Origin of the sequence: Pseudonocardia sp. DSM 110487 (assembly GCF_019468565.1) — a bacterium.
GTDB lineage: Bacteria > Actinomycetota > Actinomycetes > Mycobacteriales > Pseudonocardiaceae > Pseudonocardia.
This window is the reverse complement of the sequence record NZ_CP080521.1, coordinates 7,164,550-7,191,001: the sequence shown is the minus strand read 5'-3', so window position 1 is coordinate 7,191,001 and position 26,452 is coordinate 7,164,550. Positions and strand designations below refer to the sequence as shown.

Annotated in this window: 27 protein-coding genes; 9 read left to right on the top strand and 18 right to left on the bottom strand. The window is 72.2% G+C overall.

The window, feature by feature from the left end; all coding sequences use genetic code 11:
- Positions 1-2: 2 nt before the first annotated feature.
- Positions 3-998, bottom strand: a complete 996-nt coding sequence (locus K1T35_RS33640) for a malate dehydrogenase (RefSeq protein ID WP_220255785.1) — start codon at positions 996-998, stop codon at positions 3-5.
- 141 nt (positions 999-1,139) lie between these two features.
- Here K1T35_RS33640 and K1T35_RS33635 point away from each other — a divergent pair, with 141 nt between their 5' ends.
- Both K1T35_RS33635 and K1T35_RS33630 read left to right on the top strand, forming a co-directional pair.
- On the top strand, positions 1,140-1,484 hold the full coding sequence (locus tag K1T35_RS33635) for a DUF485 domain-containing protein (RefSeq protein ID WP_220255784.1): 345 nt from the start codon (positions 1,140-1,142) through the stop codon (positions 1,482-1,484).
- On the top strand, positions 1,484-3,148 hold the full coding sequence (locus tag K1T35_RS33630; RefSeq protein WP_220255783.1) for a cation acetate symporter: 1,665 nt from the start codon (positions 1,484-1,486) through the stop codon (positions 3,146-3,148). The genes K1T35_RS33635 and K1T35_RS33630 overlap by 1 nt, the downstream gene beginning before the upstream one ends.
- A gap of 44 nt (positions 3,149-3,192) precedes the next feature.
- On the opposite strand, the gene K1T35_RS33625 is transcribed toward K1T35_RS33630, so the two are convergent.
- The 5 genes from K1T35_RS33625 to K1T35_RS33605 are packed head-to-tail and all read right to left on the bottom strand — an operon-like array spanning position 3,193 to position 9,791.
- Positions 3,193-5,250, bottom strand: coding sequence for an exonuclease domain-containing protein (locus K1T35_RS33625; protein WP_220255782.1), 2,058 nt, complete (start codon positions 5,248-5,250; stop codon positions 3,193-3,195).
- Entirely contained in the window at positions 5,247-5,612 is a 366-nt protein-coding gene (locus K1T35_RS33620; protein ID WP_220255781.1) for a response regulator transcription factor, read from the bottom strand. Before K1T35_RS33620 ends, K1T35_RS33625 begins: the two co-directional genes overlap by 4 nt.
- Before the next feature lie 3 nt (positions 5,613-5,615).
- On the bottom strand, positions 5,616-8,207 hold the full coding sequence (locus K1T35_RS33615; protein WP_220255780.1) for a sensor histidine kinase: 2,592 nt from the start codon (positions 8,205-8,207) through the stop codon (positions 5,616-5,618).
- Positions 8,208-8,209: 2 nt separating this feature from the next.
- Positions 8,210-8,389, bottom strand: coding sequence for a hypothetical protein (locus tag K1T35_RS33610; protein ID WP_220255779.1), 180 nt, complete (start codon positions 8,387-8,389; stop codon positions 8,210-8,212).
- 4 nt (positions 8,390-8,393) lie between these two features.
- Positions 8,394-9,791: a DUF294 nucleotidyltransferase-like domain-containing protein gene (locus K1T35_RS33605; protein ID WP_220255778.1), complete on the bottom strand. Its 1,398-nt coding sequence runs from the start codon at positions 9,789-9,791 to the stop codon at positions 8,394-8,396.
- Between the two features lie 118 nt (positions 9,792-9,909).
- Between K1T35_RS33605 and K1T35_RS33600 the strand changes: the two genes are divergently transcribed.
- Both K1T35_RS33600 and K1T35_RS33595 read left to right on the top strand, forming a co-directional pair.
- On the top strand, positions 9,910-11,121 hold the full coding sequence (locus tag K1T35_RS33600) for a DUF418 domain-containing protein (RefSeq protein ID WP_220255777.1): 1,212 nt from the start codon (positions 9,910-9,912) through the stop codon (positions 11,119-11,121).
- A 61-nt stretch (positions 11,122-11,182) separates the two neighbouring features.
- Complete coding sequence (locus K1T35_RS33595) at positions 11,183-11,620, top strand: hypothetical protein (RefSeq protein WP_220255776.1); 438 nt, start codon at positions 11,183-11,185, stop codon at positions 11,618-11,620.
- On the opposite strand, the gene K1T35_RS33590 is transcribed toward K1T35_RS33595, so the two are convergent.
- The gene (locus K1T35_RS33590; protein ID WP_220255775.1) at positions 11,604-12,185 is read right to left on the bottom strand and encodes a TetR/AcrR family transcriptional regulator; all 582 of its coding nucleotides are present in this window, start codon (positions 12,183-12,185) and stop codon (positions 11,604-11,606) included. The genes K1T35_RS33595 and K1T35_RS33590 overlap by 17 nt on opposite strands.
- A 77-nt stretch (positions 12,186-12,262) precedes the next feature.
- Here K1T35_RS33590 and K1T35_RS33585 point away from each other — a divergent pair, with 77 nt between their 5' ends.
- Positions 12,263-13,114: an alpha/beta fold hydrolase gene (locus K1T35_RS33585; RefSeq protein ID WP_220255774.1), complete on the top strand. Its 852-nt coding sequence runs from the start codon at positions 12,263-12,265 to the stop codon at positions 13,112-13,114.
- On the opposite strand, the gene K1T35_RS33580 is transcribed toward K1T35_RS33585, so the two are convergent.
- Genes K1T35_RS33580 through K1T35_RS33560 form a run of 5 tightly spaced genes read right to left on the bottom strand, consistent with a single transcriptional unit; the run spans position 13,086 to position 17,006 of the window.
- Positions 13,086-13,568 (bottom strand): CoA-binding protein, encoded by a 483-nt coding sequence (locus K1T35_RS33580; protein WP_220255773.1) that lies wholly within the window; start codon positions 13,566-13,568, stop codon positions 13,086-13,088. The genes K1T35_RS33585 and K1T35_RS33580 overlap by 29 nt on opposite strands.
- Positions 13,565-14,875 (bottom strand): O-acetylhomoserine aminocarboxypropyltransferase/cysteine synthase family protein, encoded by a 1,311-nt coding sequence (locus tag K1T35_RS33575; RefSeq protein WP_370645183.1) that lies wholly within the window; start codon positions 14,873-14,875, stop codon positions 13,565-13,567. The genes K1T35_RS33580 and K1T35_RS33575 overlap by 4 nt, the downstream gene beginning before the upstream one ends.
- Positions 14,876-14,882: 7 nt before the next feature.
- Entirely contained in the window at positions 14,883-15,584 is a 702-nt protein-coding gene (locus K1T35_RS33570) for a dienelactone hydrolase family protein (RefSeq protein WP_220255771.1), read from the bottom strand.
- A 17-nt stretch (positions 15,585-15,601) separates the two neighbouring features.
- Positions 15,602-16,507: an acyl-CoA thioesterase II gene (locus tag K1T35_RS33565; protein ID WP_220255770.1), complete on the bottom strand. Its 906-nt coding sequence runs from the start codon at positions 16,505-16,507 to the stop codon at positions 15,602-15,604.
- 25 nt (positions 16,508-16,532) lie between these two features.
- Positions 16,533-17,006: a MarR family winged helix-turn-helix transcriptional regulator gene (locus tag K1T35_RS33560; RefSeq protein ID WP_255621028.1), complete on the bottom strand. Its 474-nt coding sequence runs from the start codon at positions 17,004-17,006 to the stop codon at positions 16,533-16,535.
- A gap of 35 nt (positions 17,007-17,041) precedes the next feature.
- Between K1T35_RS33560 and K1T35_RS33555 the strand changes: the two genes are divergently transcribed.
- The gene (locus tag K1T35_RS33555; RefSeq protein ID WP_255621027.1) at positions 17,042-18,142 is read left to right on the top strand and encodes a cytochrome P450; all 1,101 of its coding nucleotides are present in this window, start codon (positions 17,042-17,044) and stop codon (positions 18,140-18,142) included.
- A gap of 14 nt (positions 18,143-18,156) precedes the next feature.
- Here K1T35_RS33555 and pyk read toward each other — a convergent pair whose 3' ends face one another.
- Genes pyk through K1T35_RS33535 form a run of 4 tightly spaced genes read right to left on the bottom strand, consistent with a single transcriptional unit; the run spans position 18,157 to position 21,208 of the window.
- Positions 18,157-19,578, bottom strand: a complete 1,422-nt coding sequence (pyk, locus tag K1T35_RS33550; protein WP_220255769.1) for a pyruvate kinase — start codon at positions 19,576-19,578, stop codon at positions 18,157-18,159.
- 54 nt (positions 19,579-19,632) lie between these two features.
- A complete protein-coding gene (locus tag K1T35_RS33545) occupies positions 19,633-20,070 on the bottom strand; it encodes a heme-binding protein (RefSeq protein WP_220255768.1) in 438 nt (145 codons plus the stop codon).
- A gap of 15 nt (positions 20,071-20,085) precedes the next feature.
- On the bottom strand, positions 20,086-20,496 hold the full coding sequence (locus tag K1T35_RS33540) for a nitroreductase family deazaflavin-dependent oxidoreductase (RefSeq protein ID WP_220255767.1): 411 nt from the start codon (positions 20,494-20,496) through the stop codon (positions 20,086-20,088).
- Positions 20,497-20,503: 7 nt separating this feature from the next.
- A complete protein-coding gene (locus tag K1T35_RS33535) occupies positions 20,504-21,208 on the bottom strand; it encodes a M50 family metallopeptidase (RefSeq protein WP_255621026.1) in 705 nt (234 codons plus the stop codon).
- A 71-nt stretch (positions 21,209-21,279) separates the two neighbouring features.
- Here K1T35_RS33535 and K1T35_RS33530 point away from each other — a divergent pair, with 71 nt between their 5' ends.
- Positions 21,280-22,185, top strand: a complete 906-nt coding sequence (locus K1T35_RS33530; protein ID WP_220255766.1) for a MerR family transcriptional regulator — start codon at positions 21,280-21,282, stop codon at positions 22,183-22,185.
- Positions 22,186-22,280: 95 nt separating this feature from the next.
- On the opposite strand, the gene K1T35_RS33525 is transcribed toward K1T35_RS33530, so the two are convergent.
- Both K1T35_RS33525 and treZ read right to left on the bottom strand, forming a co-directional pair.
- Positions 22,281-22,916, bottom strand: coding sequence for a LysE family translocator (locus K1T35_RS33525; RefSeq protein WP_220255765.1), 636 nt, complete (start codon positions 22,914-22,916; stop codon positions 22,281-22,283).
- Between the two features lie 43 nt (positions 22,917-22,959).
- Positions 22,960-24,702 (bottom strand): malto-oligosyltrehalose trehalohydrolase, encoded by a 1,743-nt coding sequence (gene treZ / locus K1T35_RS33520; protein WP_220255764.1) that lies wholly within the window; start codon positions 24,700-24,702, stop codon positions 22,960-22,962.
- Positions 24,703-24,857: 155 nt separating this feature from the next.
- On the opposite strand from treZ, the gene K1T35_RS33515 reads away from it, so the two are divergent.
- Both K1T35_RS33515 and K1T35_RS33510 read left to right on the top strand, forming a co-directional pair.
- A complete protein-coding gene (locus tag K1T35_RS33515; protein WP_220255763.1) occupies positions 24,858-25,421 on the top strand; it encodes a DJ-1/PfpI family protein in 564 nt (187 codons plus the stop codon).
- Between the two features lie 127 nt (positions 25,422-25,548).
- Entirely contained in the window at positions 25,549-26,451 is a 903-nt protein-coding gene (locus tag K1T35_RS33510; RefSeq protein ID WP_255621025.1) for a DUF4394 domain-containing protein, read from the top strand.
- Position 26,452: the final 1 nt, after the last annotated feature.

Here is a 26,452-nt window from a genome sequence, read left to right as displayed (position 1 = left end):
CCTCAGAGCAGGCCGAGGCCCTTCACGGCCTCGCGCTCCTCGACCAGCTCGGCGACGGAGGCGTCGATCCGGCCGCGGGAGAACTCGTCGATGTCCAGGCCCTGGACGATCTCCCACTTCCCGTTCTTCGACGTCACCGGGAAGCTCGAGATGATGCCCTCGGCCACGCCGTAGGAGCCGTCGGACGGGATGGCGGCGGAGGTCCAGTCGCCGTCGGCGGTGCCGTTCACCCAGTCGTACACATGGTCGATCGCCGCGTTGGCCGCCGACGCCGCCGACGACGCGCCGCGCGCCTCGATGATCGCGGCGCCGCGCTTGGCGACGGTGGGGATGAAGTCGTCGCGCAGCCAGGACTCGTCGACCTGCTCGGCCGCGGTCTTGCCGCCGACCTCGGCGTGGAAGAGGTCGGGGTACTGGGTGGCCGAGTGGTTGCCCCAGATCGTCATCCGGCGGATCTCGGTGACCGGCACGTCGAGCTTCTTGGCCAGCTGGGCGATCGCGCGGTTGTGGTCGAGCCTGGTCATGGCGGTGAACCGCTCGGCGGGCACGTCCGGCGCGGCGGACTGCGCGATCAGGGCGTTGGTGTTGGCCGGGTTGCCCACGACGAGGACGCGCACGTCGTCGGCGGCGTTGTCGTTGATCGCCTTGCCCTGCGGGGCGAAGATCCCGCCGTTGGCCTCGAGGAGGTCGCCGCGCTCCATCCCCTTGGTGCGCGGGCGGGCGCCGACGAGAAGGGCGACATTCACGCCGTCGAACGCGACGTTGGCGTCGTCGGTGATGTCGGTGCCGGTGAGCAGCGGGAAGGCGCAGTCGTCGAGCTCCATCGCCGTGCCCTCGGCGGCCTTGACCGCCTGCGGGATCTCCAGCAGGCGCAGCCGGACCGGCGTGTCGGGCCCGAGAAGCTGGCCCGAGGCGATCCGGAACAGCAGCGCGTAGCCGATCTGGCCGGCTGCCCCGGTGACGGTGACGGTGACGGGGGAGGAGGTCGACGAAGACACGGGGGCAGGCTAGCCCTCCCGGCCGCCCGGCGCCCCGACGGGGACCATGTGCATTTGCGCACTACTTCCCGTGCACGCTCCCCCGTTCGTGGGTACCCCACACCGCGCATGTGCGCTGGAGCAAGGTGCGAAGGAGGCACCATGGCCGACATCGATCAACCGGCCGAGGGGCCGGTACCCACCGTCTACGAGGAGGTGCAGCGGACTCCGGAGTTCCAGGATCTGCGGCACCGGCTGCGCCGCTTCGTCTTTCCCATGAGCGTGGCCTTCCTGCTCTGGTACCTGCTGTACGTGCTGCTGGCCAGCTACGCGCCGGCGTTCATGGCCACCAAGCTGGTCGGCAACATCAACGTCGGGCTCGTGATCGGGCTACTGCAGTTCGTCTCGACGTTCGCCATCACCACCGTCTACGTCCGCTACGCGAACCGGCACCTCGATCCCGCCGGCGCGAAGCTGCGCGAGCTGATCGAGGAAGGAGAGGCGTGATGGGCTACCTCGCGCAGGGCGCCGCGCCGGCGAGCGTCGGCAACCCGCTGCTGAACATCGGCACTTTCGCCTTGTTCGTCGTCATCACGCTGGTGGTGGTGTTCCGGGCCAGCCGTGCCACGAAGACCGCGGCCGACTACTACGCCGCGGGCCGCTCGTTCACGGGCCCCCAGAACGGCATTGCCATCTCCGGTGACTACCTGTCCGCCGCGTCGTTCCTCGGCATCGCGGGAGCCATCGCCGTCAACGGCTACGACGGCTTCCTGTACTCGATCGGCTTCCTGGTCGCATGGCTGGTCGCGCTGCTCCTGGTGGCGGAACTGCTGCGGAACACCGGCAAGTACACGATGGGCGACGTGCTGAGCTTCCGGATGCGTCAGCGTCCGGTCCGCGCGGCCGCCGCCACGTCGACGCTTGTCGTGTCGTTCTTCTACCTGCTCGCCCAGATGGCCGGTGCGGGTGCGCTGATCGCGCTGCTGCTGAAGATCCCCAACTCGAACACGTTGGGCCAGGGCCTGGTGATCGCGCTCGTCGGCATCCTGATGATCACCTACGTGCTCGTGGGCGGCATGAAGGGCACCACGTGGGTGCAGATCATCAAGGCGGCGCTGCTGTTGACCGGCACCGCCCTGATCACGGTCTGGGTGCTCGCCCTGTTCGGCTTCAACCTGTCGGCCGTCCTCGGCCAGGCGGTGAGCGCGAACCCCGTGCTCGAGACCGCCGGAGCCCAGCCCAAGGAGCTGGGCGAGAAGCTGCTCGGCCCGGGCCTCCAATACGGGACGAGTGCGACAGCCAAGATCGACTTCATCTCGCTGTCGCTCGCGCTGGTGCTGGGGACCGCAGGCCTGCCGCACATCCTGATGCGCTTCTACACGGTGCCATCGGCGAAGGAGGCTCGACGCTCGGTCGTGTGGGCGATCTGGCTGATCGGGATCTTCTACCTGTTCACGCTCGTGCTGGGCTACGGCGCCGCGGCGCTGGTGCCCGGCGGTGCCACGACGATCGCCAACGCGCCCGGCCGCACGAACTCGGCCGCGCCGCTACTGGCCTACCAGCTCGGCGGGGAGGTGCTGCTGGGGTTCATCTCCGCCGTCGCCTTCGCCACGATCCTGGCGGTCGTGGCCGGTCTGACGATCACGGCGTCGGCGTCGTTCGCCCACGACGTCTACGCCAACGTGATCAAGGCAGGCGAGGTGCCGCCGGACGCGGAGGTGCGGGTCGCCCGGATCACCGCGGTCGTGATCGGGGTGATCGCCATCGCCGCCGGCATCCTCGCCCGCAACCAGAACATCGCGTTCCTGGTGGCGCTCGCGTTCGCCGTCGCGGCGTCGGCCAACCTGCCGACGATCCTGTACTCGCTGTTCTGGAAGCGGTTCAACACCACGGGTGCGCTCTGGAGCGTCTACGGCGGGCTGGCGAGCTGCGTGCTGCTGATCATCTTCTCGCCCGCGGTGTCCGGGAGCCCGAGCGCGATGATCAGGGGAGTGGACTTCCACGTCTTCCCACTGGCCAACCCCGGCCTGGTGTCGATCCCGCTGTCGTTCCTGCTGGGCATCCTCGGCACCTACGCCGGCGGCAGGCAGCCGGTCGTCGAGGCCAAGTTCGCGGAGATGGAGGTCCGCTCGCTCACCGGCGCGGGTTCGGAGAAGCCGATCGCCCACTGAGACCCGTCGTGAGTGGATACGCGTGCTATAGCGCGCGTATCCACTCACGACCGGTAGAGGCGCTCGCTCGTGCGGGCCTGGGCGGTCGCGGCCGCGGCGGCCCTGAGCTCGCCGAGCGTCCGCACGCCGCGGGCGTGGAGCAGCGGCAGCAGGCGGAGGAAGATCTCTCCGGTGAGCAGCGCGTCGCCCAGCGCGGTGTGCCTGCCGACGAGGTCGAGCCCGAGGCGCTCGGCCATCGCCTCGAGCGTGTGTGACTCGTGGTCGGGGTGCACCACGCCGTCGATGAGCAGGGTGTCGAGCAGCGGCGCCGTGAGCGGCGACCCGGTCCGCCGCTGGGCGGGCGCGAGGAACGCCATGTCGAACGCCACGTTGTGGCCGACGAGCACGCTCCCGGAGGCGAACGCGGCGAACGCGGGCAGCACCTCGTCCAGGGAGGGTGCGCCGCGGACGAGGTCGCGCGTGATCCCGTGCACCGCGGTCGACGTGGGTGGGATGCCCCGGCCCGGGTCGACGAGGCGCTCGAAGGTCTCGGTGCGCAGCACCCGGCCGCCCACGATCCGCACGGCCCCGATGGAGACGATCTCGTCGCCCTCGTCGGGGGCGAACCCGGTCGTCTCCGTGTCGAACACGGTGTAGGTCAGGCGGTCGAGCCTGCTCGCCTCCCACTCCGACCACGCGTCCGGTCCGGGCTGGAACCGTTCGAGCTCGAAGTCGTAGAGCGCGGGCGGCGGCTCCTCTGCGGGCACCGGTCCGGCCGCCCGGGGCGGGGCCGGTGAGCGGGGCAGCAGCACCCGCACCAGTGGGTGGTGCGCGTCGGCCCACAGCTCACCGCCGTGCCTTCTGACGACGCCCGCCACGTCCCCGGCCCCGCGCTCGAGATCGCCCGCCCGCAGCGGCGGGCCCGCCCAGCTCAGGTCCACGGCGCCGAGATCCGCGTCGCCCGGCGCGGCCGCGAGCACGACATCGGTCGCGCCGTGCCGCTCACCCAGCAACCGGACCACGGAGGCGAGCGCGTCGGCCACCGCGAAGCTGTTCACGGTGAACCAGACGTCCTCCGCGGCCTCGTCGATGCGGGTTCGCGGGCCGCCGGGACGCGCCGCGACGGCGCTGAGGACGGCGCTGAGCAGGTCCCGTGCCGAGATGTCCGCCACCGCCCAGCCGTGCATGTCGATGCCCGGCTCGGCCGTCAGTCGCTCGGCAGCCTCGCCGAGGCGGGTCGCCTCCTCCGCTATCACCTCGACGAATCGGTGGCGCTGCTCCGCGGGAACGTCGGGGTAGTCGAGGATCGCCCCCGCCGCCGCCCCGATGCTGCCCGCGGCGCCGCGCACCAGGTCGGCCGTGGATCCCAGGAGCTCGGCGTGCCGGGCGGCGGCCCGCTCGGGGCGGGTGGCGTCCTCGCAGACGAGCACGAACCCTGCCGTATCCGACGGCACGCGGGCGAGGCGCACGCGGACCGGCCTGCCGTCCCGTTCGGCCGTGGCCTCGTGCGGCGCGGATCCCGCGTCCACCCGGGCGAGGCCGTGCACGACGAGGTCGCGATCGAGCACGCCGAACACCGACCGGCCCAGCCCGACGTCGTCGCCGAGCAGGTCGCGGGCCGCGGCGTTGTAGAGCAGGATCCGCCCGTCCTCCGCGCACACCAGCACCGCGACCGTCAGTACACCCATGAGGACGGCCAGCCGGTGTCGCTCGCGTTCGAGGTCGGCCGCCGCGGCCGCCACGTGCTCGGCCACGTCCCGACGGGCGGCCGCGTGCCGCTCCGCCAGCTCGTTCAGCGCGGTCGCCAGTTGGCGCAGCTCGGCCGGTCCGGACGGAGTCACGCGGTGGTCGGGGTTGGCGCCGAGCACCACCCGGACGTCGGCCGCCATCCGGCGGGCCGGGGCGACGTAGCGGCGCAGCGCCGCGGCGAGCAGCAGGCCGGCCACCAGCGTCACCAGCACCGCGGCGACCGCGAGGAAGGCCGCCTGCTCGCGCAGCATCCGCGCCAGCACCGCCTGGTCGGCAGGGGACACGCTGAAGTAGACCCCCGCCGCGACGCAGGCGATCACCACGGCAGGCGCGAGGACGGCAGCCGCGAGGGCTCCGAGGCGAGCCGCTCTCACGGCCCCGCTCCGAGCAGCTGCCGCACCCGGGCCACCAGGTCCTGGGTGCCGAACGGCTTGGTCACGTAGTCGTCGGCCCCGACGGCGAGCCCCTTGGCGATCTCGGCCTCACGCCCCTTCGCGGTCAGCATGAGGATCTTCATCCGGTACCCGTCGGCGCGCAGCGTCTGGCAGACCTCGTAGCCGTCCCGGCCGGGGAGCATCAGGTCGAGCAGCACGAGGTCGGGGTCGAACTCCGGCACGGCCGCCAGTGCCGCCTCCCCGTCGCCGACCGTCCGGACGTCGTGTCCCTGCTGGCGCATGAGGAACTCCAGCGAGACCACGATGTTGGGCTCGTCGTCACAGATCAGGATCCGCGACATGGTCTACCGCCTCAGGGCCGGGAGCCCGACCGTGAACGTGGCGCCCCTGCCGTTGCCCCCGCAGTCGGACACGCGGAGGGTGCCACCGAACTGCTCGACGATCCGCCTGCTGATCGCCAGGCCGAGCCCGGTGCCGCCTGCCCCGCCCCGCCGGAACCGGTCGAAGATCAGCTCCCGGTCGGACGGCGGTACGCCGGGACCGTTGTCGGCGACGTCGATGCGGGCCACGCCGTCGTCGGTCCGCAGCCTGATCCGCACCTCGCCGCCCGTCGGCGGGCTGGCCTTGGCCGCGTTGGAGAGCAGGTTGAGCAGGACCTGCATGACGCCGTCCCGGTCGGCCTCGGCGACCGCGGGCCGGCTCGGCACGTCGACGTCGAGCGCCACCTGCTTGTCGGTGAACAGCTGGGCCGTGGCGGTGGCGGCCTCGTCGATCACCGAGCCGAGGTCGACGTCGGTGAGCCGCCACTCCGCCCTTCCGGACTCCAGCCGCGCGAGGTCGAGCACCTGGTTCACCATCCTGGTCAGCCGTTCGGTCTCGGTCGCCATGATCTCCAGGTAGCGTGCCCGCTCCGCGGCCGGCAGGTCGGGATTGTCGCGCAGGATCTCGGTGAACGCCCTGATCGAGGTCAGCGGCGTGCGCAGCTCGTGGGTGACGGTGGCGACGAACTCGTCCTTCAGCCGGTCCAGCTCACGGAGGTGCTGCGCCTCGCCGACCAGCTCGACCACCTCGGCCATGCCGAGCGGCTCCTCGTCGGCCACGGAGGCGACGAGCGCCCGCGCGGCGGCGGGCCCGACGGCGCCCGTGAGCGCGGTCTCCACCCGCCGGACCAGCTCGGCGTCGGCCTGCGCGTCGTCGGGCAGCGGCGGGCCCCTGCGGGAGCCGTGCTCGGCGACGAGTGCCGTGGCGGCCTCGGTCCCGACGAACCGCGCGAGCAGGTCGCGCAGCCGCGCCACCGGCACGCTGCCGCGGTAGAAGCGGGTGCCCGGCCCCGGCGTCCGGCGTTCGATGTCGACGAACAGCGCCGCGTGGCCGGTCTCGGCCGGTGTCCTGCGGCCGGCCAGCGACACCCCGACGAAGAGGACGACGTTCACGAGCAGGCTCCAGAACACCCCGTTGCCGACCGCGCCCGCCCCGGTGAGGCCGAACAGCTCCTGCGGGCGCAGCAGCGCGATGCCGAACGGCCCGTCGCCCACGATCGACGCCGGCACCCAGCCTGTCTTGGCCAGCTCCGGCAGCAGCAGCGTGTAGGCCCACAGCGCGATCCCCGCGACCAGGCCGGCGAGCGCCCCGTTGCGGGTGGCGCCCTTCCACCACAGCCCGCCGAGCAGTGCGGGGGCGAACTGCGCGACCGCGGCGAACGAGACCAGCCCCATGTCCACCAGGCCCAGTGCGTCCCCGGAGATCCGGAAGAACCCGAAGCCGAGCAGCAGCACCACGAGGATCGTGACGCGGCGGATCGTCAGGACGAGCCTGCCGAGATCGCCGCGGGCGGCCGTGCCGGCGCGCCGCAGCAGCAGCGGCATGACGAGCGAGTTCGACACCATCGTGGAGAGCGCGATCGTCTCGACGATCACCATCCCGGTCGCAGCCGACAGCCCACCGATGAAGACCAGCAGCGCGAGCGCGCTGTGCTGCTGCAGCGCGAGCACGTAGGTGTCCGGGCTGACCGCGGGGCCGAGCGTGAGGAGGCCGGCGAGCGCGATCGGCACCACGAAGATGTTGATCACGAGCAGGTAGAGGGGGAACAGCCAGGCGGCCGTGCGGACGTGCCGCTCGTCGACGTTCTCGACCACGCCGATCTGGAACTGGCGGGGGAGCAGCAGCACCGCGAACGCGGACAGCACGATCAGCCAGAACCAGTTGGCGTACCCGCCGATGTCGATCGCGTCCGCGAGTGCTGGCGACGCCGCGGCGCGGTCGAACAGGTCGGCGAATCCGCCGAAGAGCCAGAACGTGACATAGAGGCCTGCGGCGAGGAAGGCGACGAGCTTGACCACCGACTCGAACGCGATCGCGGCGACCATGCCCTCGTGGCGTTCGGATGCGTCCAGGTGCCCGGTGCCGAACAGGATGGCGAAGAGGGCGAGCACCAGCGCGACGTAGAGCGCGGTGTCGGCGTAGGGCGGCACGCCCGCCGTCGACACCTCCCCGCCGGATACGAGGCGGAACGTGCTCGACACGGCCTTGAGCTGCAGCGCGATGTACGGCACGGTGCCGACCACCGCGATGAGCGCGACCAGCCCGCCGAGCAGCCTGCTGTTGCCGTAGCGCGCGGCGGCGAAGTCCGAGAGCGACGTGATCCGGTAGCGCTTGCTGACCCTGATCATCTTCCGCAGCACGACGGCGGAGCACGCCATCGCCAGCGCTGGACCGAGGTAGATGGTCAGGAACTCCAGCCCCCGCGTCGCGGCCCGCCCGACGCTGCCGTAGTACGTCCATGAGGTGGCGTAGACGGCGAGCGACAGCGCGTAGACGACGCCGCTGGAGATCAGGCTGCGCCCCGTCGCGGCCCGCTTGTCGCCGTGGTGGGCGATGCCGAAGAGCAGGCCGAGATAGGCCAGCGAAACGACCACCACCACCCAAGCGGGGACCATTGCTAATCCGCCCGCCTCGACAGGACGGCGACCACCACGATCAGCAGCGTCCACACCCCGAACAGGTACGCCCAGATCAGGGGCACCCCGAGGACCAGGACCGGCCGGTCGAACAGCGACAGCAAGGGATAGGTGAAGCACGCGGCGGCGAGCGCGGTCACGGCGATCAGCTTCGGTCGCATCCGCTCACCCCGGGTTCGGGAAGGCGAGGGCGCTGGCCTGCAGCGCGGAGCGGACGGCGTGCAGCGCGCCCTGCAGCTCGCGGCGTTGCGGGGCGGAGAGCGGGGCCGGATCCCCGCCGCCGAGCTCCGTCCGCAGCCGGACCGTGAGCAGGACGGCGTAGGCGTCGAGCAGGGTGTCGGCCGTGTCGGCGGAGATCAGGTTCGCGTCCGCGGCGGCGCGCATCCGCCCGGCGGTGGTGCGCTCGGAGGAACCCGCGGCCAGGCCGTAGAGCCTCCCGAGCAGGACGATGGGGACGGTGCCGCGCAGCTTCGGCTCGTCCGGCCCGAGCCGGTCCGCCCTGACCAGCCGGAACCGCCTCGTCCGCGGGGTGAACCGGCGGGCGGTCTGCGCGAGCGCCAGCTGGATGCCCGGCCGGTGGCGCCCCCTGGCCAGCGTGCGGTCCAGCACTCCGACGTCGAGCTCGCCCCCGACGGGGCGGAGGTCGAGGAACACCTGGGCGTCGAGCAGGCCGCGGGCATTCGGTTCGTCGAGCCAGCCGAGGAACGTCCTCTGCCACTCACCGAGTGGGCGGCACCAGTTGGTCGCCATGAAGCCGCCGGGGCAGCGCGGGACGCCTGCCGCCGCCAGCCCGTCGGTGACCCGTTGGGCCAGCGCCGGGAAGTACTCACCGGCCTCGCCGGCCGGCTCGGCGAAGGCGAGCGCGGTGTCCTGGTCCGAGTGCAGGAGCTGCTCCATGCGCCCCTGCGACCCGAGCGCGAGCCACGCGTACTGGCCGGGCGGAGGGCCGAGCTCCTGCACGGCGAGCTGCAGCATCCGGGCGGTCAGCGCGTCCCGCAGGCCGGCCACGACCGCCGCGATGCGCAGGCCGTCGATGCCGTCCGCGAGCAGTGCCGCCGCGACGCCCGCAAGGTCGGCGGACAGGTCCCCGAGCGCGTGCGGCCCGCCCGCACCGGCCCGGCGGATGCGGTCGGCGACGAGCAGCGGGCTTGCGGACTGCTGGCGCATCACGTCGACATCGGTGACGACGCCCGTGACCCGCTCGCCTCGCATCACCAGGACGTGCTCGATGCCCTCGTCGAGCATCAGCAGCAACGCCCGGATGAGCGGGGCGCTCGCGGGAAGCGTGTGCACAGGGCTGCTCATGAGCTGACCCACCGGGGTGTCGGGCGGACGACGCTCGGCCACCACCCTTGCCAGGTCTCCGTTCGTCACGATGCCGAGGGGGCGGGATGTGACCACGGCGCAGCTGCAGTGGCCCTCGCGCATGGCCAGCGCGACGTCGGCGACCGTGGCCGTGGGCTCGACGAACAGCGGCTCGCGGCCCGCCACCTCCGACAGCGGCCTGCCGAGGCCAGGCGACTCCCTCGCCGCCGCGGACGGCGGACCTGCGCGGGGATCCACCGCGATCACGATGCAAGTGCAGACCCCAAGTGTCCGCGCTGTCAACGGTGCGAAAGTCGATCGCGGGTCCGCCGATCGTACGATCCGCGCCCGGTGGCGACGGCATAGGTTGTCCGTTATGACGGTCCCGCCGCCCGCAGACCCGGGCGCCACCCCGACGGCCGCCCGCGCACTCGCCCCTGACCTCGCCCGCGGCCTCATGCTGCTGCTCATCGCGCTGGCGAACGTCCACGTCTACGTCTACGGGCACCCCACGGCCGTGCGCGGCTACCCGCTCGATCTCGAGGGAGCCGACCGGTGGGTCGTGCTGCTGCAGATGCTGCTCGTCGACGGGCGGGCCTATCCGCTGTTCGGGCTGCTCTTCGGCTACGGGATCGTGCAGCTCGCGGCGCGGCGTGGTGCCGTGGGGATGCCCCTGCCCGCCGTGACGAGATTGGTCCGGCGGCGCGGCGCGTGGATGATCGTGATCGGCGCCGCGCACGGGCTGCTGCTGTGGGCGGGCGACATCGTCGGGGCGTACGGGCTGCTCGGGGTGCTCATGGCAGGGCTGCTGGTGCGCGGCACCGAGCGTCCGCTGATCGCCACCGCCGCGGTCGGGGCGCTGCTGTCAGCGCTCCTCTATTCCGTGGCATCGCTGCCGGCCCCGCCGAGTAAGGGCATGGACGCGACGCTCCCCTCGATGGCGGTGGAGAACCCGTTCGAGGCCGCGCTGTACCGGGCGTTCGAGTGGGTCGGCATCGGCGTCGTCGCGGCCGGGTTGATGGTGTTCGGGGCGGTCGCCCTGGGCGCGTGGGCGGGCTGGCGGCGGCTGCTCGACGAGCCGGAGAGGCACCGGATGCTGCTCGTGCGGGTCGCCGTCGCCGGCATCGGCGCGGCGGTGGTGCTCGGCCTGCCGCTGTCGCTGATGGCGGCGCAGCTGTGGACCGCCCCGTCGATGGGGGTGATCATGCTTGCCGGCGCGCTGCACGCTCTCGGCGGCTACGCGGGCGGGATGGGCTACGCCGCGCTGTTCGGGCTGCTGGCGATCCGGCTGGCCCGCCGCGGCCGTACCGGCCCTGCGGCGTACGCGATCCTGGCCTGCGGGCAGCGCTCGCTGTCGTGCTACCTCGCGCAGTCCGTCGCGTTCGTGGCCCTCCTCCCGGCCTGGACGTTCGGGCTCGGCGATGGCGCGCACGCCTGGCAGACGGCGCTCTACGCCGTCGCCACCTGGCTGGTGATCCTCATGGTGGCCGCGGTGTCGGCCCGGGCCGGCTACCGGGGCCCGGCCGAACTGCTCCTGCGCCGCCTCACCTACGGCCCCCGCCGTACGTCCCAGCCTGCCGGTCGATAGTGCCCGCCGCGACGTTCCCGGCGGACGCGACATCCCTGGCACGTGCGGCTACGGTCGCGCGGTGACCACCCCGCCCCACGACCCTGGGCCCGGCGCCGGGCACCCGCCGCCGTGGGCAGGTGCCCCCGGGTTCACCCCCGGCGTCGACGGGCTTCCGCCACACGCTCCCATGCCCGGCGCACCGCCCTACCCGGAGACCCCCGAACACCCCCCGCCGCCGGTGGGGGCGCCGAGGGGACGGACCCGGTTCGTGAGGGCCCTCGCCGCGGTGGCCGTATCGGACGTGGTGTACGTGTTGCTGGTCCTCGCCGTTGCCGGCCCGCCGCCCAGCGATCGGGCACTCGGCCGGTTGATCGGCGTGATGGCCGTGCCGACGCTGCTCGCCGCGGTGGCGGTCTGGGGGATCGCCCGCCGCCGGGCGTGGGCGTTCTGGAGGCTCGTCCTACTGGCAGCGTCGTTCTTCTGGCTGTTGCACATCTTCTTCACCGTGGCGAAGTGACCAGCGCGGCGCGGATCGCCGCGGTCACCGCGCTCGCGGCGGCGACCATCGCCTCCGTGCTGCGCGCCGCCCGGCACAGCACGAACGCGCCCTCCAGGCTCGTGATCAGCACGATCGCCAGCCTGCGGGCGTCGTCCGGAGCGAATCCCCATCGCTCGAACCGCGTGGCGCCGGAGGCCACCCACGCCGCGAAGACCTCGGCCGTGGCCTCGCGCAACGTCTCGTCGGTGCTCGCGACCTCCAGCGCCACCGTGGCGATCGGGCAGGCGTCGGCGTAGCCGGTGGCGACCAGCGTCTCGGCGGCCGCGGCGAACCCGGTCTCCACGGCGGTGACCGCGTCCGGGGCCTGGTCCAGGATCGCCTCGACGAGCTGCTGGTACGCCCGGCCGGACGTCCGGATCACCTCGGCGGCCAGCTGCTGCTTCCCGCCGGGGAAGAAGTGGTAGATCGACCCGAACGGCGCCCCCGCCTCCGCGACGATCTGCTTGAGACCGGTGCCCGCGTACCCCTGGCGCCGGAACAGCTCGCCCGTGGTGCCGACGATCCGCTCCTTGGTTCCCGCCACCGCTCCTCCTTGCCACTCGTTCCCGCACACCCTAGCCTCCAGATCAGTAGAGCGATCTATCAAATCTTGGGGGACTGATGGCGGAGATCGAGCTCTCGGCCGGCACGATCGAGTACACCGACACCGGCGGGAGCGGCCCCGTCCTCGTCTTCGTGCACGGCGTCACCGTCGCGCCGTCGCAATGGCGCCACGTCGTCGCCGAGCTGAGCGGCGAGTACCGGTGCGTGCTCCCGCACCTGCCGCTGGGTTCGCATCTCCGTCCCATGCGGCCGGACGCGGACCTGTCGCTGCGTGGGCTCGCGATGCTGATCGGGGAGTTCCTGGAGAAGCTCGACCTGCGCGACGTCACGCTCGTGCAGAACGACTGGGGCGGCGCCCAGGTCCTCGTCGCCCACGGCGGCGCCGAGCGGGTGGCACGCATGGTGCTCGTCGCGTGCGAGGCGTTCGACAACTATCCGCCGGGCATCGCCGGCCGCCTCCTCACCCTCACCGCGCGCGTGCCCGGCGGCCTCGCGCTCCTCACCCAGCTGCTGCGCTTCCGCGCGGCCCGGCGGGCGCCGGGCGGGTGGGGCTGGATGAGCAAGCGACCGGTACCCGACGAGGTCATGGACGAGTGGTTCCGGCCCGCTCGCGAGCAGGCCGCGGTGCGGCGGGACCTCGAGGCCTACGGCCGCGGCATCCCACCACGCGACGTGTTGCTGGAATGGGCAGAGCGCAACCGGTCGTTCGGCGGCCCGGTACTCGTGGTGTGGGCCGCGGAGGACCGGCTGATGCCCGCGGAACACGGCAGGCGGCTCGCGGCGCTGTACCCGCAGGGCAGGCTCGTGACGATCCCCGACAGCTACACGCTCGTGCCCGAGGACCAGCCCGCGGCGCTCACGGCCGCGATCCGCGCCTTCCTCAGCGAGACGCGCGCCGCCGCGAGGTGATCACACCGGTGTCGAACCCGGCGATGTGCAGCCCGCCGTGGAAGCGGGCGTGCTCCACCTTGAGGCAGCGGTCCATCACGACCTCGAGCCCTCCGGCCTCCGCGCGCCGCGCCACGTCCTCGTCGAACAGCCCGAACTGCAGCCAGAACGTCTGCACCCCATCGACGGCCAGCACGTCGTCGAGCACGGACGGCAGGTCCTCCCGGCGGCGGAAGACGTCGACGAGGTCGGGCACCACCGGCAGCGAGTCGAGGCTCTTGTAGACCGGCCTGCCGAGGATCTCGGTGGCGTTCGGGTTGACGAAGTACACGTCGTAGTGGGTGCTGGCGAGCAGGTAGGTGGCCACGAAGTTGCTCGCGCGGGCCGGGTTGGGCGACGCGCCAACCATCGCGACGGTGCGGGTGGCGCGCAGGATCTGCTGCCTGCGGACTGCCGAGGGGTTCTCCCAGCTCACGATGACTCCTTCGACGCGGCAGCGAGCGCCTGGTCGAGATCCCACAGGATGTCCTCCGGGTCTTCCAGGCCCACACTGATCCGTACCAGATCCGGGGGCACTCCCGCATCGCGGAGCTGGTCGTCGGTGAGCTGCTGGTGGGTGGTGGAGCCCGGGTGGATCACGAGCGTGCGCGCGTCGCCGACGTTGGCGAGGTGGCTGCACAGCTGCACGGACTCGATGAACCGCGAGCCGGCCTCCCGCCCGCCGACCACTCCGAACGAGAACACCGCCCCCGGCCCGAGCGGCAGGTAGCGCGCGGCGCGATCGTGGTGGGGATGGCCGGGCAGCCCGGCCCAGCGGACGTAGGAGACGCGTGGGTCGGCGTCCAGCCACTCCGCGACGGCGCGGGCGTTCGCCACGTGCGCCTCCATCCGCTGCGGCAGCGTCTCCACGCCCTGGATCAGCAGGAACGCGCTGTGCGGGGACAGCGAGGCGCCGACGTCGCGCAGCTGCTCGGCCCGCAGCTTGGTGAGGAAGCCGAACTCCTGGAAGTTGCCCCACCACGTGAGCCCGCCGTAGGACGGCACCGGCTCCGTCATCTGCGGGAACCGCCCGTTGCCCCATGGGAACTTCCCGGACTCGATCACCACGCCGCCCAGCGTGGTGCCGTGGCCGCCGAGGAACTTGGTGGCCGAGTGGATCACGATGTCGGCGCCGTGCTCGATCGGCCGGCACAGGTACGGGGTGGCGAGCGTGGCGTCGACGATCAGCGGGATGCCCGCGGCGTGGGCGACGTCCGCGAGCCCCGCGATGTCGGCGATGGCGCCGCCGGGGTTGGACACGACCTCGGCGAACAGCAGCTTCGTGCGGTCGGTGATCGCGGCGGCGAACGCATCGGGTTCCCCGCCCGCGACGAACGTCGTGTCCACGCCGAACCGCCGCAGCGTGACGTCGAGCTGGGTGATCGTGCCGCCGTACAGCCCTGCCGCCGCCACGATGTGGTCGCCCGCTCCGGCGAGGCAGGCGAAGGTCAGGAACTCCGCGGCCTGCCCGCTCGCCGTCGCGACCGCGCCCAGCCCGCCCTCGAGGCTCGCGAGCCGCTCCTCGAACACTGCGACGGTCGGGTTCGCGATCCGGCTGTAGATGAGCCCGTACTTCTGCAACGCGAACAGGCTCGCCGCGTCGGTGGTGTCCTCGAACACGAAGCTCGTGGACTGGTAGATCGGCACCGCCCGCGCGCCCGTTGCGACATCGGGGACGTGCCCGGCGTGCACCGCGCGCGTGCGGAAGCCCCAACTGCGGTCCTGCTCGCTCATGCCACCCATCCTGCCGTCACAGATGCTCGCGGAAGAAGGCGACGATCCGCCGGTGGGCGTCCTCGGCGGTCGGCGCGTGGTACTCGGCACGGAATGGCGAGTACTTCGTCATCGCGCCGAGAGCCCCTGGCGGCCGGCTGAAGAACGAGTGGCCCGCGTCGGGGTAGGTGCATACGTCGTGCGGCACGCCCAGCTGCTCCAGCCGCGCCTCGAGCCGGTCGCCGAAGCCCCGCGTGGTCAGGTCCTGGCCGCCGTAGCTCGCGACCATCGGGCAGGACCGGGACACCTTGAGCGGCATGTTGTAGAACGGGGCGCTCACCTTGTAGCGGCCGCTGCCGGCGAGCAGCAGGGCGAAGCTGCCGCCGAGGCAGAAGCCGATGGTGCCGATGCGGTCGCCGTCGACCTCCGGTCGCGCCGCCATGAAGCGCCGACCCGCCTCGATGTCCTCCAGTTCGCGCCCGCTGCCGCGCAGCACCGTCCGCATCGCCCGCGCCACGCACAGAGCCTTGACCCGGCCCCGCGCGAACAGGTCGGGGATCAGGACGGCATACCCATCGGCCGCGAGATCGCGGGCGACCCGGCGCATCTCGTCGTTCATGCCGAACGCCTCGTAGATCATCACCAGGGCCGGGTGCGGGCCATCGCCCGCATCGGGCACGGTGAGCACGCCGGGGAGCGGGTACCCGTCGTCGGCTGTGAAGGTGATCGCGGTCTGCACCTGGGCATAGTGTCCGGTCAGCGGGCGCGGCGCAGCCGGACCAGCCCCTCCTGCACCGTCGTGGCGACCAGCCGTCCGTCCTGCGTGGTGAACTGCCCGGTCGCGAGCCCGCGAGAACCGGATGCGCTGGGGGAGTAGCAGCTGTAGAGCAGCCACTCGTCGGCGCGGAAGGAGCGGTGGAACCACATGGCGTGGTCGAGGCTGGCCATCTGCAGCCGATCGGACGTGACGTCGTGGCGAGCGACGACCGACCCGAGCAAGGTCATGTCGCTGGCGTAGGTGAGCAGGCAGACGTGCAGCAGGGGGTCGTCGGGGAGCGAGCCGTCGGCGCGCATCCACACCCGGACCGGTGCGTCGGAGCCGCCGTCCCGGGCGGTCGACCACGCGGGCTCGTCCACGAACCGCATGTCGATCGGGCGTGGCGTGCGCGCGAGCCAGCCAGCGTCGTCGCCTCGGACGACCCGTTCCCCCATCGTGAGGAGGCTGTCCGGCTCGGGAACGCCGGAGGGCGGCGGCTCGCTGTGCTCCAGGCCGTCCTGGGGCAGCTGGAAGGAGGCGGACAGCGCGAATATCGCCTCGCCGTGCTGGATGGCGAGGACCCGGCGGGTGGTGAACGAGCGGCCGTCCCGCACGCGCTCGGTCTCGTAGACGATCGGCACGCGGGGGTCGCCGGGGCGGATGAAGTAGGCGTGCAGGGAGTGGACGGCGCGGTCGTCGGGCACCGTGCGGACGGCGGCGACGAGGGCCTGGCCCGCCACCTGACCACCGAACACCCGGGTAGGGCTTTCCGGCGGGCTGACCCCGCGGAACAGGTTGACCTCCAGCTGCTCGAGGTTGAGCAACTGCACCAGCCGGTCGAGCACGGCCTGGCCGCGCGGCACGCCATCGGCGTCGGTATCGGGAACGGCGGGCGAACGCGTCACCACCGCATCCTCTCAGGGCGGCCCGTCAGGTCGTCCCGCGGTAAGCGCGCTGCTCATCCGCGATCGCGCGCAGGTACGTCACCACGGCGGCGTTACCTTCCGGATCGAGGCCCTCGGCCACCCGGTCGAACCGGGCCAGCAGCGGGCCCAGCTCCGCCATGACGGCGTGCCAGCCGGTGTCGGTGAGTTCGAGGATCACGCGCCTGCGGTCGCGCGGGTGCCGGACGCGGCGGACGTGCCCGGTGCGCTCGAGCCGGTCTACCAGCTCGGTGGCCGACGCGGAGCGCATCCCGAGCCGGTGCCCCAGCTCGACCGGGCCGACCGGCTCCTCGGACTCGGTGAGGACGCCCAGTGCGCGCACGTCGTTGTAGGGCAGGCCCAGCCGCTCGGCCAGGACGTAGCCGGCGTCGGTGGCGGCACGCATCACCTCCCAGAGCGCCCACGTCGGCTCGGCGGCCGCCCACCGCGCGCGCTCCCTGGATTCGATCTCGTCGGGCACCGCCCCATGCTACTGTCGCTAGGCAGCCTAGCTACTTGGGAGTCGAAGTGTTCGATCCGTTCGCCACCACCATCCGCCTGATCGGGGAGCCGGGCCCGGCCGCCGCGTTGCGGGCGGCCGGGCCCATCGTGCGCGCGGAGGCACCCGCAGGCGGCCCGGTCTGGATCGTCACTGAGGAGGTGCTCGCCCGCCAGGCGCTCACGGACCAGCGCCTGGTGAAGGACCCCGCGTACGCCCCGCCGTCGTGGGACCGGTGGGCGGCGGGCCTCGAACCGACGGCCGCCGAGCAACCGTCGCTCACCACGCTCGACGGACCGACGCACGCGGCGCTGCGCAAGGCGCACGCCCCGCTCCTGACGGCTCGGCGGGTGCAGGGGTACGCCGATCGGATCGCCGCGATCGCCCGCGACCAGCTCGCCGCGGCGGCCGTCGACGGGCTGGTCGACCTGATGGCGGACTTCACCACGCGGTTCCCGCTCACCGTGATCTGCGAACTGCTCGGCGTACCGTCCGATCGCGTCGACCAGGCCGTCTCGGCCTGCGCGCGGATGAGCACCTACGGCCCGGACGAGTTCGGCGCGGTGATGGCCGCATTCGCCGACCTCGCGCAGGCCGCGCTGGTGGACGGCGGCATGGCCGCGGAACTACGCAACCGCTTGCCCGACGGCACGAGCGCGCACGATCTCCACTACCTGCTGTTCGGATTGATCTTCGCGAGCCAGATCACCACCGATGCCGCGCTCGGGTTCCTGGTGGCGCGGGTAGTGGGCGATCCGTCGGACGACCTGGTGCGCGAGGTCCTGCGGCGACACCCGCCTGCCCCGTTCACGCTGTGGCGGTTCGCGCGTACCGAGATCGAGCTGGGTGGGGTGCGGCTCCCGGAACGGGCACCGGTGCTCGTCGACATCGCGGGCATCAACACTGCGGGGGAGGGCGCCGACCTCACGTTCGGCGCCGGGCCGCACTACTGCATCGGTGCCCAGCTCGCCCAGCTGGAGCTGCACGCCGTGGCCGGCGTGCTGGCCGCCGACTTCCCCGAAGCGCGTCTCGCCGTGCCGTACGCGGAGCTGCGCCGGGTCGACCGCGGCATGCAGGGCAGCCGCCTGGTCGAGCTGCCGGTGCTGCTGCGCGGCTGAGCCGGACTCGCCGGTCAGGCGTGGTCCTCCTCGCCGAGGCGGTGGACGCGGATGAGGTTGGTCGAGCCGATGGTGCCGGGCGGGGAACCAGCCACGATCACGACGAGGTCGCCGGGCTGGAACCGCTCGATCGACAGCATCGACTGGTCGACCTGGCGGACCATGGCGTCGGTGGAGTCGACCGACGGCACGAGGAAGGTCTCGACGCCCCAGCTCATCGCGAGCTGGCTGCGCACCGCCGGCTCGGGGGTGAACGCGAGCAGCGGGAGCCGGGTGTGCAGGCGGGCGAGGCGGCGGACGGTGTCGCCGGACTGCGTGAACGCCACGAGCGCGCGGGCGGAGAGCCGCTCGCCGATGTCGCGGGCCGCGTAGGACAGCACGCCCCGCTTGGTGCGAGGCACGTGGTTGAGCGGCGGGACGGTGACCGGCCCGTCCTCGACGGCCTCGATGATCTGGGCCATCGTCTTGACGGACTTGATCGGGTACCGGCCGACGCTCGTCTCGCCGGAGAGCATCACGCAGTCGGCGCCGTCGAGCACAGCGTTGGCGACGTCGGACGCCTCCGCGCGGGTCGGACGCGAGGTGGTGATCATCGACTCGAGCATCTGCGTGGCCACGATGACCGGCTTGGCGTTCTCGCGCGCGATCTGGATGGCGCGCTTCTGCACCAGCGGCACGTGCTCGAGCGGAAGCTCGACGCCCAGGTCGCCCCGGGCGACCATGACGGCGTCGAAGGCGAGGACGATGGCCTCGAGGTTGTCGACCGCCTCTGGCTTCTCCAGCTTCGCGATCACGGGCACCCGGGCACCCTTGCTGTCCATGATCTTGTGGGCAAGGTCGATGTCGGCCGGGCTCCGCACGAACGAGAGCGCGATCGTGTCGACGCGCAGGTCCAGCGCGAACTCGAGGTCGGCGCAGTCCTTGTCGGACAGGGCGGGCACCGAGACGTTCATCCCGGGCAGCGAGATGCCCTTGTTGTCGCTCACCGGGCCGCCCTCGGTGACGCGGCAGACGACGTCGTCGCCCTCGACCTTGACGACGCGGAGCGCGACCTTGCCGTCGTCGACGAGCAGCCGGTCCTCGGGGCGGGCGTCGTTCGCGAGGCCGGAGTAGGTGGTGGAGACCCGGTCGTGGGTGCCGGCCACGTCCTCGACCGTGATCCGCACCTCCTCGCCGGTGTGCCACTCGACGGGTCCGCTGGCGAAGCGCCCCAGCCGGATCTTGGGACCCTGCAGGTCGCCCATGATCCCCACGGCCTTGCCCTCGGCATCGGCCGCGGTGCGGACCATGTCGTAGACCCGCTTGTGGTCTTCGCGGTTGCCGTGGCTGAAGTTCAGGCGGGCGACGTCCATCCCGGCCTGCACGAGCTCACGAATCCGGTCCGGCGTTGCGGTGGCGGGACCGATGGTGCAGACGATCTTGGTGCGTCGGCTCACACGAATGAGTCTAGCGTGCCAACTGAAACGATCCGGTGAAGGCTTGTCTTCGATTCAGTTCTCTGCGCCTGTCTCCCCGGTGAGCCCGGCCGCCTCGATGCCGGCGAGGGCCGCTGCCTCGTCGTTCAGCGAGGTGTCCCCGCTGATCCCGACCGCGCCCAGCAGCTGGCCGTCGGCGTCGCGCACGAACACCCCGCCGGGCACGGAGACGACCTTGCCGCCCGAGAGGGCGACGATCGTGGTGTAGAGATCCGGCGCGGCCTCGGCGCGGGCGGCCAGTGCGCGGTTGTTCATGCCCATCCCGAGGATCCCCCATGCCTTCGCGGTGGCCAGGTCCGGTCGCAGGTACCCGGAGCCGTCCTGGCGGCCGAGCGCGACGAGCGCGCCGCCCGGGTCGAGCACGGCGACCGTCAGTGGCTGGAAGCCCTGCTCGGTGCCGTGCTCCAGCGCGACGCGGACGATGGTCTGGGCCTGGTCCAAGGTGATCGGCATGGCGCCGATCCTGCCTCAGGCGACCCGGGTCAGCCGCACCAGCGGGATGAGGCGGTCGGTCTTGCGCTCGTAGTCGGCGAAGCCGGGCTTCTCGGCCACCACGCGCTTCCAGAACTCGTCGCGCTCGGCCCGGGGGAGCTCCTCGGCGACGACGGTGTAGGTCTCGGCGCCCACCTCGACGTCGATCTTCGGGTTGGCCTTGAGGTTGTGGTACCACGCCGGGTGGTTCGGCGCCCCGCCCGCGGACGCCACGATCACGGTGTGGTCGTCGTCCTCGGGGAAGTGGACGAGCGGCGTGACGCGCTCGACGCCGGATTTCGCGCCCACGTGGTGGATGAGGATCATCGGCGCGCCCTCGAACATGCCGCCCACGCGGCCCGCGTTGGCGCGGAACTCCTCGATGATCTTGTCGTTCCAGTCGCTCATCTATCCCTCACCAGAAGATCAGTATGCCGGCCGCGACGATCACGGCCGCTGTCGCGAGCAACCAGAACAGCAGCACCCACATTCCCCGGGGCACCCACGTCAGGGAGCCGAGCATGTCGGCGTCCGACGCGCCGCGGCGCCTGCTGCGCTGCAGCTCGTGCACGGCGCGCATGCCGCCGAAGAGCAGGAACCAGCACAGCGCGGCCGCGAACCCGTCCTGCACCCGTGGTTCGCCCCACCACGCGACGGCCCCGACGAGCGCCCCGGTGGCCAGCACGGCGACCACGCCGTAGACGTTGCGGACGTGCACCAGCGTGGCCACGAGCAGGGCGATCGCGATCCACAGCATCAGCGCGGCCCGGTCGGCGGCCACGAGCAGGGCACCCCCGATCCCGAGGAGCGACGGCGCCGGATAGCCGGCGAGGAAGGTGAACACCAGGCCCGGGCCGCGGCGGGCACCGGTGGAGACGGTGAGCCCGGAGGTGTCGGCGTGGAGCCGGATGCCGGTGAGGCCACGGCCCGCGACCACCGCCACGAGGGCGTGCCCACCCTCGTGGGCGATCGTCACGACGGTGCGCGTCCAGCGCCACGAGCCCGTCCAGACCACGGCCACCAGCGCGAACGCCGCGGCGAGCAGCACGGTGGGCCGCTCATCGAGGAGCACGGTGACGGTGTCGAGGGCCCGTTCCAGCGTCGCCGTCCCGTCACCCACACGAGCCAGTCTGGCACGCGCGAGAATCCGGGCTTGACCTTCCAGCCGCTGGAGAGTCGAGGATCGGGTTCATGGTCGAGAAACCCCTGCTGACGATCGGGCAGCTCGCCCGCCGCACGGGCGTGCCGGTCCGCACCATCCGGTTCTGGTCCGACGAGGGCGTGCTGCCCGAGACGGATCGGTCGGCCGGCAACTACCGCCGGTACGACGGCCGGGCGGTGGCGCGGCTCGACCTCGTCCGCACGCTGCGCGAGCTCGGCATGGGCCTGGACGACATCCGGCTCGTGCTCGAGCGCAGGCGCAGCGTCGAGGACGTGGCGGCCGCCCACGTACGGGCCATCGACCACCAGATCCGCGTCCTGCGGACGCAGCGCGCCGTGTGCACGCTGCTCGCGCGGGGCGCTCCATCCGCACGGAAGGCAGCACTCGTGAACGACCTCGCCCGACTCTCCGCCGCCGAGCGCCAGCAGATGATCGACGAGTTCGTCGATGCCACGTTCGCCGGCACGGACCCCGACGCCCCTGGCGCCGGGATCGCGAACAACATGCGGACCCTCCCGACCGAGCTGCCCGACGAACCGACCACCGAGCAGGTGGAGGCGTGGGCGGAGCTCGCCGAACTCGTGAGCGATCCGGCGTTCCGCGCGCGAGCCCGGGAGATGGCCGTCGCCGGTTCCGAGGCAGGCGGCGACCAGCCGCAGTTCGACCCGTCGCCGATCATCGAGCACGCCGGCGCCGCCGTGGCCGCCGGTACCGCGCCCGACTCGCCCGAGGGTCAGGCCGTCCTCGCCCGGATCATCGAGCCGGGCATGGACGCGGCCGCCCGCGACCAGCTGGCCGACACGATCGACACCTTCACCGACCGCCGGGTGTCGCGCTACTGGGACCTGCTCGGCATCCTCAACGGCTGGGGGCGCGCCCCGTCGCAGATCGAGCCGTTCGAGTGGTTCGTCGACGCCCTGCGTGCCCACGGCTGATGGTTCCGACGCCAAGCATGTCTGAGGTCTGCGCGCGCCGCGAAGCAAGCGCGCAGACGTCAGTAACGCGATGGCGCCGCTCGTCGGTATCCCGGTCAGTCCTTGCGGCCCGTCAGGGCCAGGCCGGCGCCCATCACGATCAGGGAGGTGCCACCGATGCCGCCCATCCAGCGCAGGCGGTCGGGGGAGGTGGCGAACCAGGTCCGTGCGGTGCCGGCCGCCAGGCCCCACGCGCTGTCGAGGGTGGCGGCGATGATCGCGAAGAGCAGCCCGAGCACCAGCATCTGGGTGGTCGCGTTGCCCGCCGCGGTGTCGACGAACTGCGGGAGCACGGCGGCGAAGAACACCAGCACCTTGGGGTTGGTGACGCCGACGATCACGCCCTGCAGGAACATCCGCCGGTCGTCGGGCGCGGCGGGCTCGCCGATCCGGGCGATCAGGTCGCCGCGCCTGCGGATCGTCTGTACACCGAGATAGATGAGGTAGGCCGCGCCGACCAGCTTGAGCACGGTGAACACCGTGATCGACTGTGCCGCGATCGCGCCGAACCCCAGCGCTACCACGATCACCACGAGCGAGGCACCGGTGGTGTTGCCGGCGACGCTCGCCAGCGCCGCCCGCCTGCCGTGCGCCAGCGCGCGTCCGACGATGAACAGCACGCTGGGCCCCGGGATGATCACGAGGATGACGCCGGCGAGGGTGAACGCCAGCAGGGTCTCGATGGACGGCACGTGCCGACCCTAACCACGGCTGTCCCCGAATTACTGAAAGGTTTCAGGCCAGTTTTGCCACCGCGAACGACTCGGGCGGGAGCGTGAGCGCGGTCCCGTCGCCCTTCACCGGCTCCGACGCCAGCAGGATCCGGTCGATCGGCGCCTCCAGGTCGAGGGTGACGGCGTCGGAGCCGAGGTTGCAGGCCACCCGCAGCGTTCCGCGGTGCAGCACCACGGTGCGTCCGGCGTCGTCGCCCCCGACCCCGACGTCGTCCAGCCACGGGTCGGAGAGCTCTGTCCACTCCTTGCGCAGCGCGATCAGCTCCCGGTGCAGGCGCAGCAGGGTGGCGTGCGGCTCCTGCGCCGGCTCGTCCCAGTCGAGCTTGGAGTCGAGGAACGTGCTCTCCGCGTTCGGGTCGGGGACATCGGCTTCCCCCCAGCCGTGCTCGGCGAACTCGCGCCGCCTGCCCTCACGCACGGCGTCGCGCAGGGCCTCGTCGGGGAAGTAGGAGAAGAACTGCCACGGGGTGCGGGCACCCCACTCCTCGCCCATGAACAGCATCGGCGTGAACGGCGAGCAGAACACGAGCGCGGCGCCACAGGCCAGCAGCCCGGGGGAGAGGGTCTCGCTGAGCCGGTCGCCGGTGGCCCGGTTGCCGATCTGGTCGTGGTTCTGCAGGTACGCGAGGAAGCGGTGGCCGGGGATGTGGCGGGTGTCCACCGGTGCGCCGTGGTTGCGCTCGCGGAAGCTCGACCACGTGCCCTCGTGGAAGAACGCGCGGGTGAACACGTGCGCGAGGCCCGTGATGCCCGCGTTCGCGAAGTCGGCGTAGTAGCCCTGGGACTCGCCGGTCAGCACCGTGTGCAGGCTGTGGTGGATGTCGTCGCACCACTGCGCGTGCAGCCCGTACCCGCCGCCCTCCCGTGCGGTGACGAGCCTCGGGTCGTTGAGGTCGGACTCCGCGATGAGCGACAGCGGCCTGCCCACGTGCGCCGACAGCGCCTCCACCTCGACCGCCAACTGCTCCAGCAGGTGGGTGGCGCGGCTGTCGTGCAGCGCGTGCACCGCGTCGAGCCGCAGCGCGTCGACGTGGAAGTCGCGCAGCCACATGAGCGCGTTGTCGATCGCGTACCGGCGCACCTCGTCCGAGTGCGGCCCGTCCAGATTGAGCGTCGGGCCCCAGATGTTGCTGCCCGCGAAGTACGGGCCGAAGCGGTCCAGGTAGGCGCCCGACGGGCCGAGGTGGTTGTGCACCACGTCGAGCACCACGCCGAGCCCATGGGCGTGGCAGGCGTCCACGAACCGCTTGAACGCGTCCGGCCCGCCGTAGTTCTCGGTGACCGCGTACCAGCCGACCCCGTCGTAGCCCCAGCCGCGCGGCCCGTCGAACGCGTTGACCGGCAGCACCTCCACCATGTCGATGCCAAGCCCGGCGAGGTGATCGAGGCGCTCGATCGCCGCGTCGAAGGTGCCATCGGGCGTGAACGTGCCGATGTGCAGCTCGTAGAGCACGCTGCCGGGCAGCTGGCGGCCGGTCCAGGCCCGGTCGGTCCAGAAGAAGGCGCTGTCGTCGTACACCCGCGACGCGCTGTGCACGCCCGTTGGCTGCCAGCGCGAGCGCGGGTCCGGGAGCGGTTCCTCGTCGTCGTCGAGCAGGAAGGCGTAGGCGGTGCCGGGCGCCGCGTCCACGACGGTGGCGTGCCACCAGCCGGTGGAGATCTCGGGGGACATCTCGTGCGGGCTGCCGTCCACCAGCACCCGGACGCGTTGGCGCTCTGGCGCCCACACGGCGAAATCGGTCACGGCGGACGATCCTGCCCCCAGCGGTGTCGGCCGGCGGTAACGGGGCCGCGCCGACGGCTGAGAAGATCACCAGCGCCACGGGCTGAGGTGACGCTGTCGCGGCGGCCGTGCGCTCCATACAGTGGTGCTCGTCACTCGAGGGGGAGGAGCGAGCAATGGCACGGGTGTTGGTCCTGACGGGCGACGCGGCCGAGGAACTCGACTCGATGTACCCGGTGTTCCGCCTGCGCGAGGGAGGGCACGAGGCGGTGGTCGCCGCCCGCACGATGCGCGCGGTGAAGCTCGTGGTCCACGACTTCGAGCCCGGCTGCGACGCCTACACCGAGAAGCCCGGCCACCTGCTGCCCGTTGACGTGGCCTTCGGCGATGTGAATCCGTCGGACTACGACGCGCTCGTCATCCCGGGCGGGCGGGCCCCGGAGTACATCCGCAACGACCCGGACGTCGCGCGGATCGTCACCCACTTCTTCGACCGCGGGCTCCCGGTCGGCACGATTTGCCACGGCGCGCAGGTGCCGGCCGCGCTTGGGCTCCTGCGCGGCCGCACCACGGCGGCGTTCCCGCCGCTCAAGGCCGACATGGAACAGGCAGGCGCCACGTTCGTCGACGGGCCGGACGTCGTGGACGGCGCGATGGTGTCCTGCCGCGGATGGCCCGACCTGCCGGAATGGTCACGCGCCTTCATGCAGGTGCTGGAGCGGGCGAGCGTCCCGGCCTGACCGGCCTGCTGCAGACGTTCGGCGCGCTGCTGAGGAACTGCTACGCGCGTCACTCGAACCGATCTCGGGCTACGTCCGAATCCTCTTCGAGGCTCGGATGTGCTGAGCCGGTTCGAGGAGGACCACCGTGCGCAAGACCCACCGGCTCGCCGCCATCGGCGCTCTGGCCGTCCTGACCGTGACCCTGACGGCGTGCGGCGCCGCCGCACAGCCGACCGCCGCCCCGGCCGAACTGGCGGCCAGCGCTGGAACCGTCGCCGCGGAGGACAACGGCAGGCGTGCCGTCGGCCTGACCCCGGACGGTGAGCTGATCGGCTTCGACACCTCCGACCCGGGCGGCGCCACCGTGATCGGCTCCGTCGGCGGCCTGCAGGGCGACACCTCCCTCGTCGGTATCGACTACCGCGTGCAGGACGGCAAGCTCTACGGCGTCGGGAACAAGGGCGGCATCTACACGATCGACGACGCAGGTGGTGCGGCCACGAAGGTCCGCAAGCTCACGGTGGCCCTCAAGGGCAAGTCCTTCGGCGTCGACTTCAACCCGGCCGCCAACGCACTGCGGATCATCAGCGACACCGGCCAGAACCTGCGCCAGCCGTTCGCCACCGCTGATGCGGAGACCGCCGTCGACAAGGCGCTCACCGACCCGGCAGCTCCTCCGGCCACCGGTACCGTGCCTGCCCCCGGCGTCACGGCAGCGGGCTACACGAACAACGATCTCGACGACACGACGGCGACCACGCTGTTCGACCTCAACAGCACGGCCGACCGACTCGCGGTGCAGTCCCCGGCCAACGCCGGCACGCTGGCTCCGGCCGGCAAGCTGCCCGTCGACGCCGGTGGCGACGCCGGCTTCGACGTCTACAGCACCCTTGACGCCGGCCGGACGGTCGACAACGAGGCCTTCGCGGCCGTCACGGTGGGCGGCGTTCAGCGGCTGCTGGCGGTGGACCTGCTGACCGGGGATGCCACTGACCTGGGTCAGTTCAACGCGAAGGTCACCGACATCGCGGTCCGGCTCCAGCAGTGAT

Coding starts and splice junctions, on each gene's coding strand:
- K1T35_RS33620 (WP_220255781.1), bottom strand. CDS start 5,612: ATGTCGCGGATCCTGATCTGTGACGACGAGCCCAACATCGTGGTCTCG.
- K1T35_RS33600 (WP_220255777.1), top strand. CDS start 9,910: ATGACGGTCCCGCCGCCCGCAGACCCGGGCGCCACCCCGACGGCCGCC.
- K1T35_RS33610 (WP_220255779.1), bottom strand. CDS start 8,389: ATGCGACCGAAGCTGATCGCCGTGACCGCGCTCGCCGCCGCGTGCTTC.
- K1T35_RS33635 (WP_220255784.1), top strand. CDS start 1,140: ATGGCCGACATCGATCAACCGGCCGAGGGGCCGGTACCCACCGTCTAC.
- K1T35_RS33545 (WP_220255768.1), bottom strand. CDS start 20,070: ATGCCGATCACCTTGGACCAGGCCCAGACCATCGTCCGCGTCGCGCTG.
- K1T35_RS33530 (WP_220255766.1), top strand. CDS start 21,280: ATGGTCGAGAAACCCCTGCTGACGATCGGGCAGCTCGCCCGCCGCACG.
- K1T35_RS33585 (WP_220255774.1), top strand. CDS start 12,263: ATGGCGGAGATCGAGCTCTCGGCCGGCACGATCGAGTACACCGACACC.
- K1T35_RS33615 (WP_220255780.1), bottom strand. CDS start 8,207: ATGGTCCCCGCTTGGGTGGTGGTGGTCGTTTCGCTGGCCTATCTCGGC.
- K1T35_RS33540 (WP_220255767.1), bottom strand. CDS start 20,496: ATGAGCGACTGGAACGACAAGATCATCGAGGAGTTCCGCGCCAACGCG.
- K1T35_RS33630 (WP_220255783.1), top strand. CDS start 1,484: ATGGGCTACCTCGCGCAGGGCGCCGCGCCGGCGAGCGTCGGCAACCCG.
- K1T35_RS33515 (WP_220255763.1), top strand. CDS start 24,858: ATGGCACGGGTGTTGGTCCTGACGGGCGACGCGGCCGAGGAACTCGAC.
- K1T35_RS33575 (WP_370645183.1), bottom strand. CDS start 14,875: ATGGGTGGCATGAGCGAGCAGGACCGCAGTTGGGGCTTCCGCACGCGC.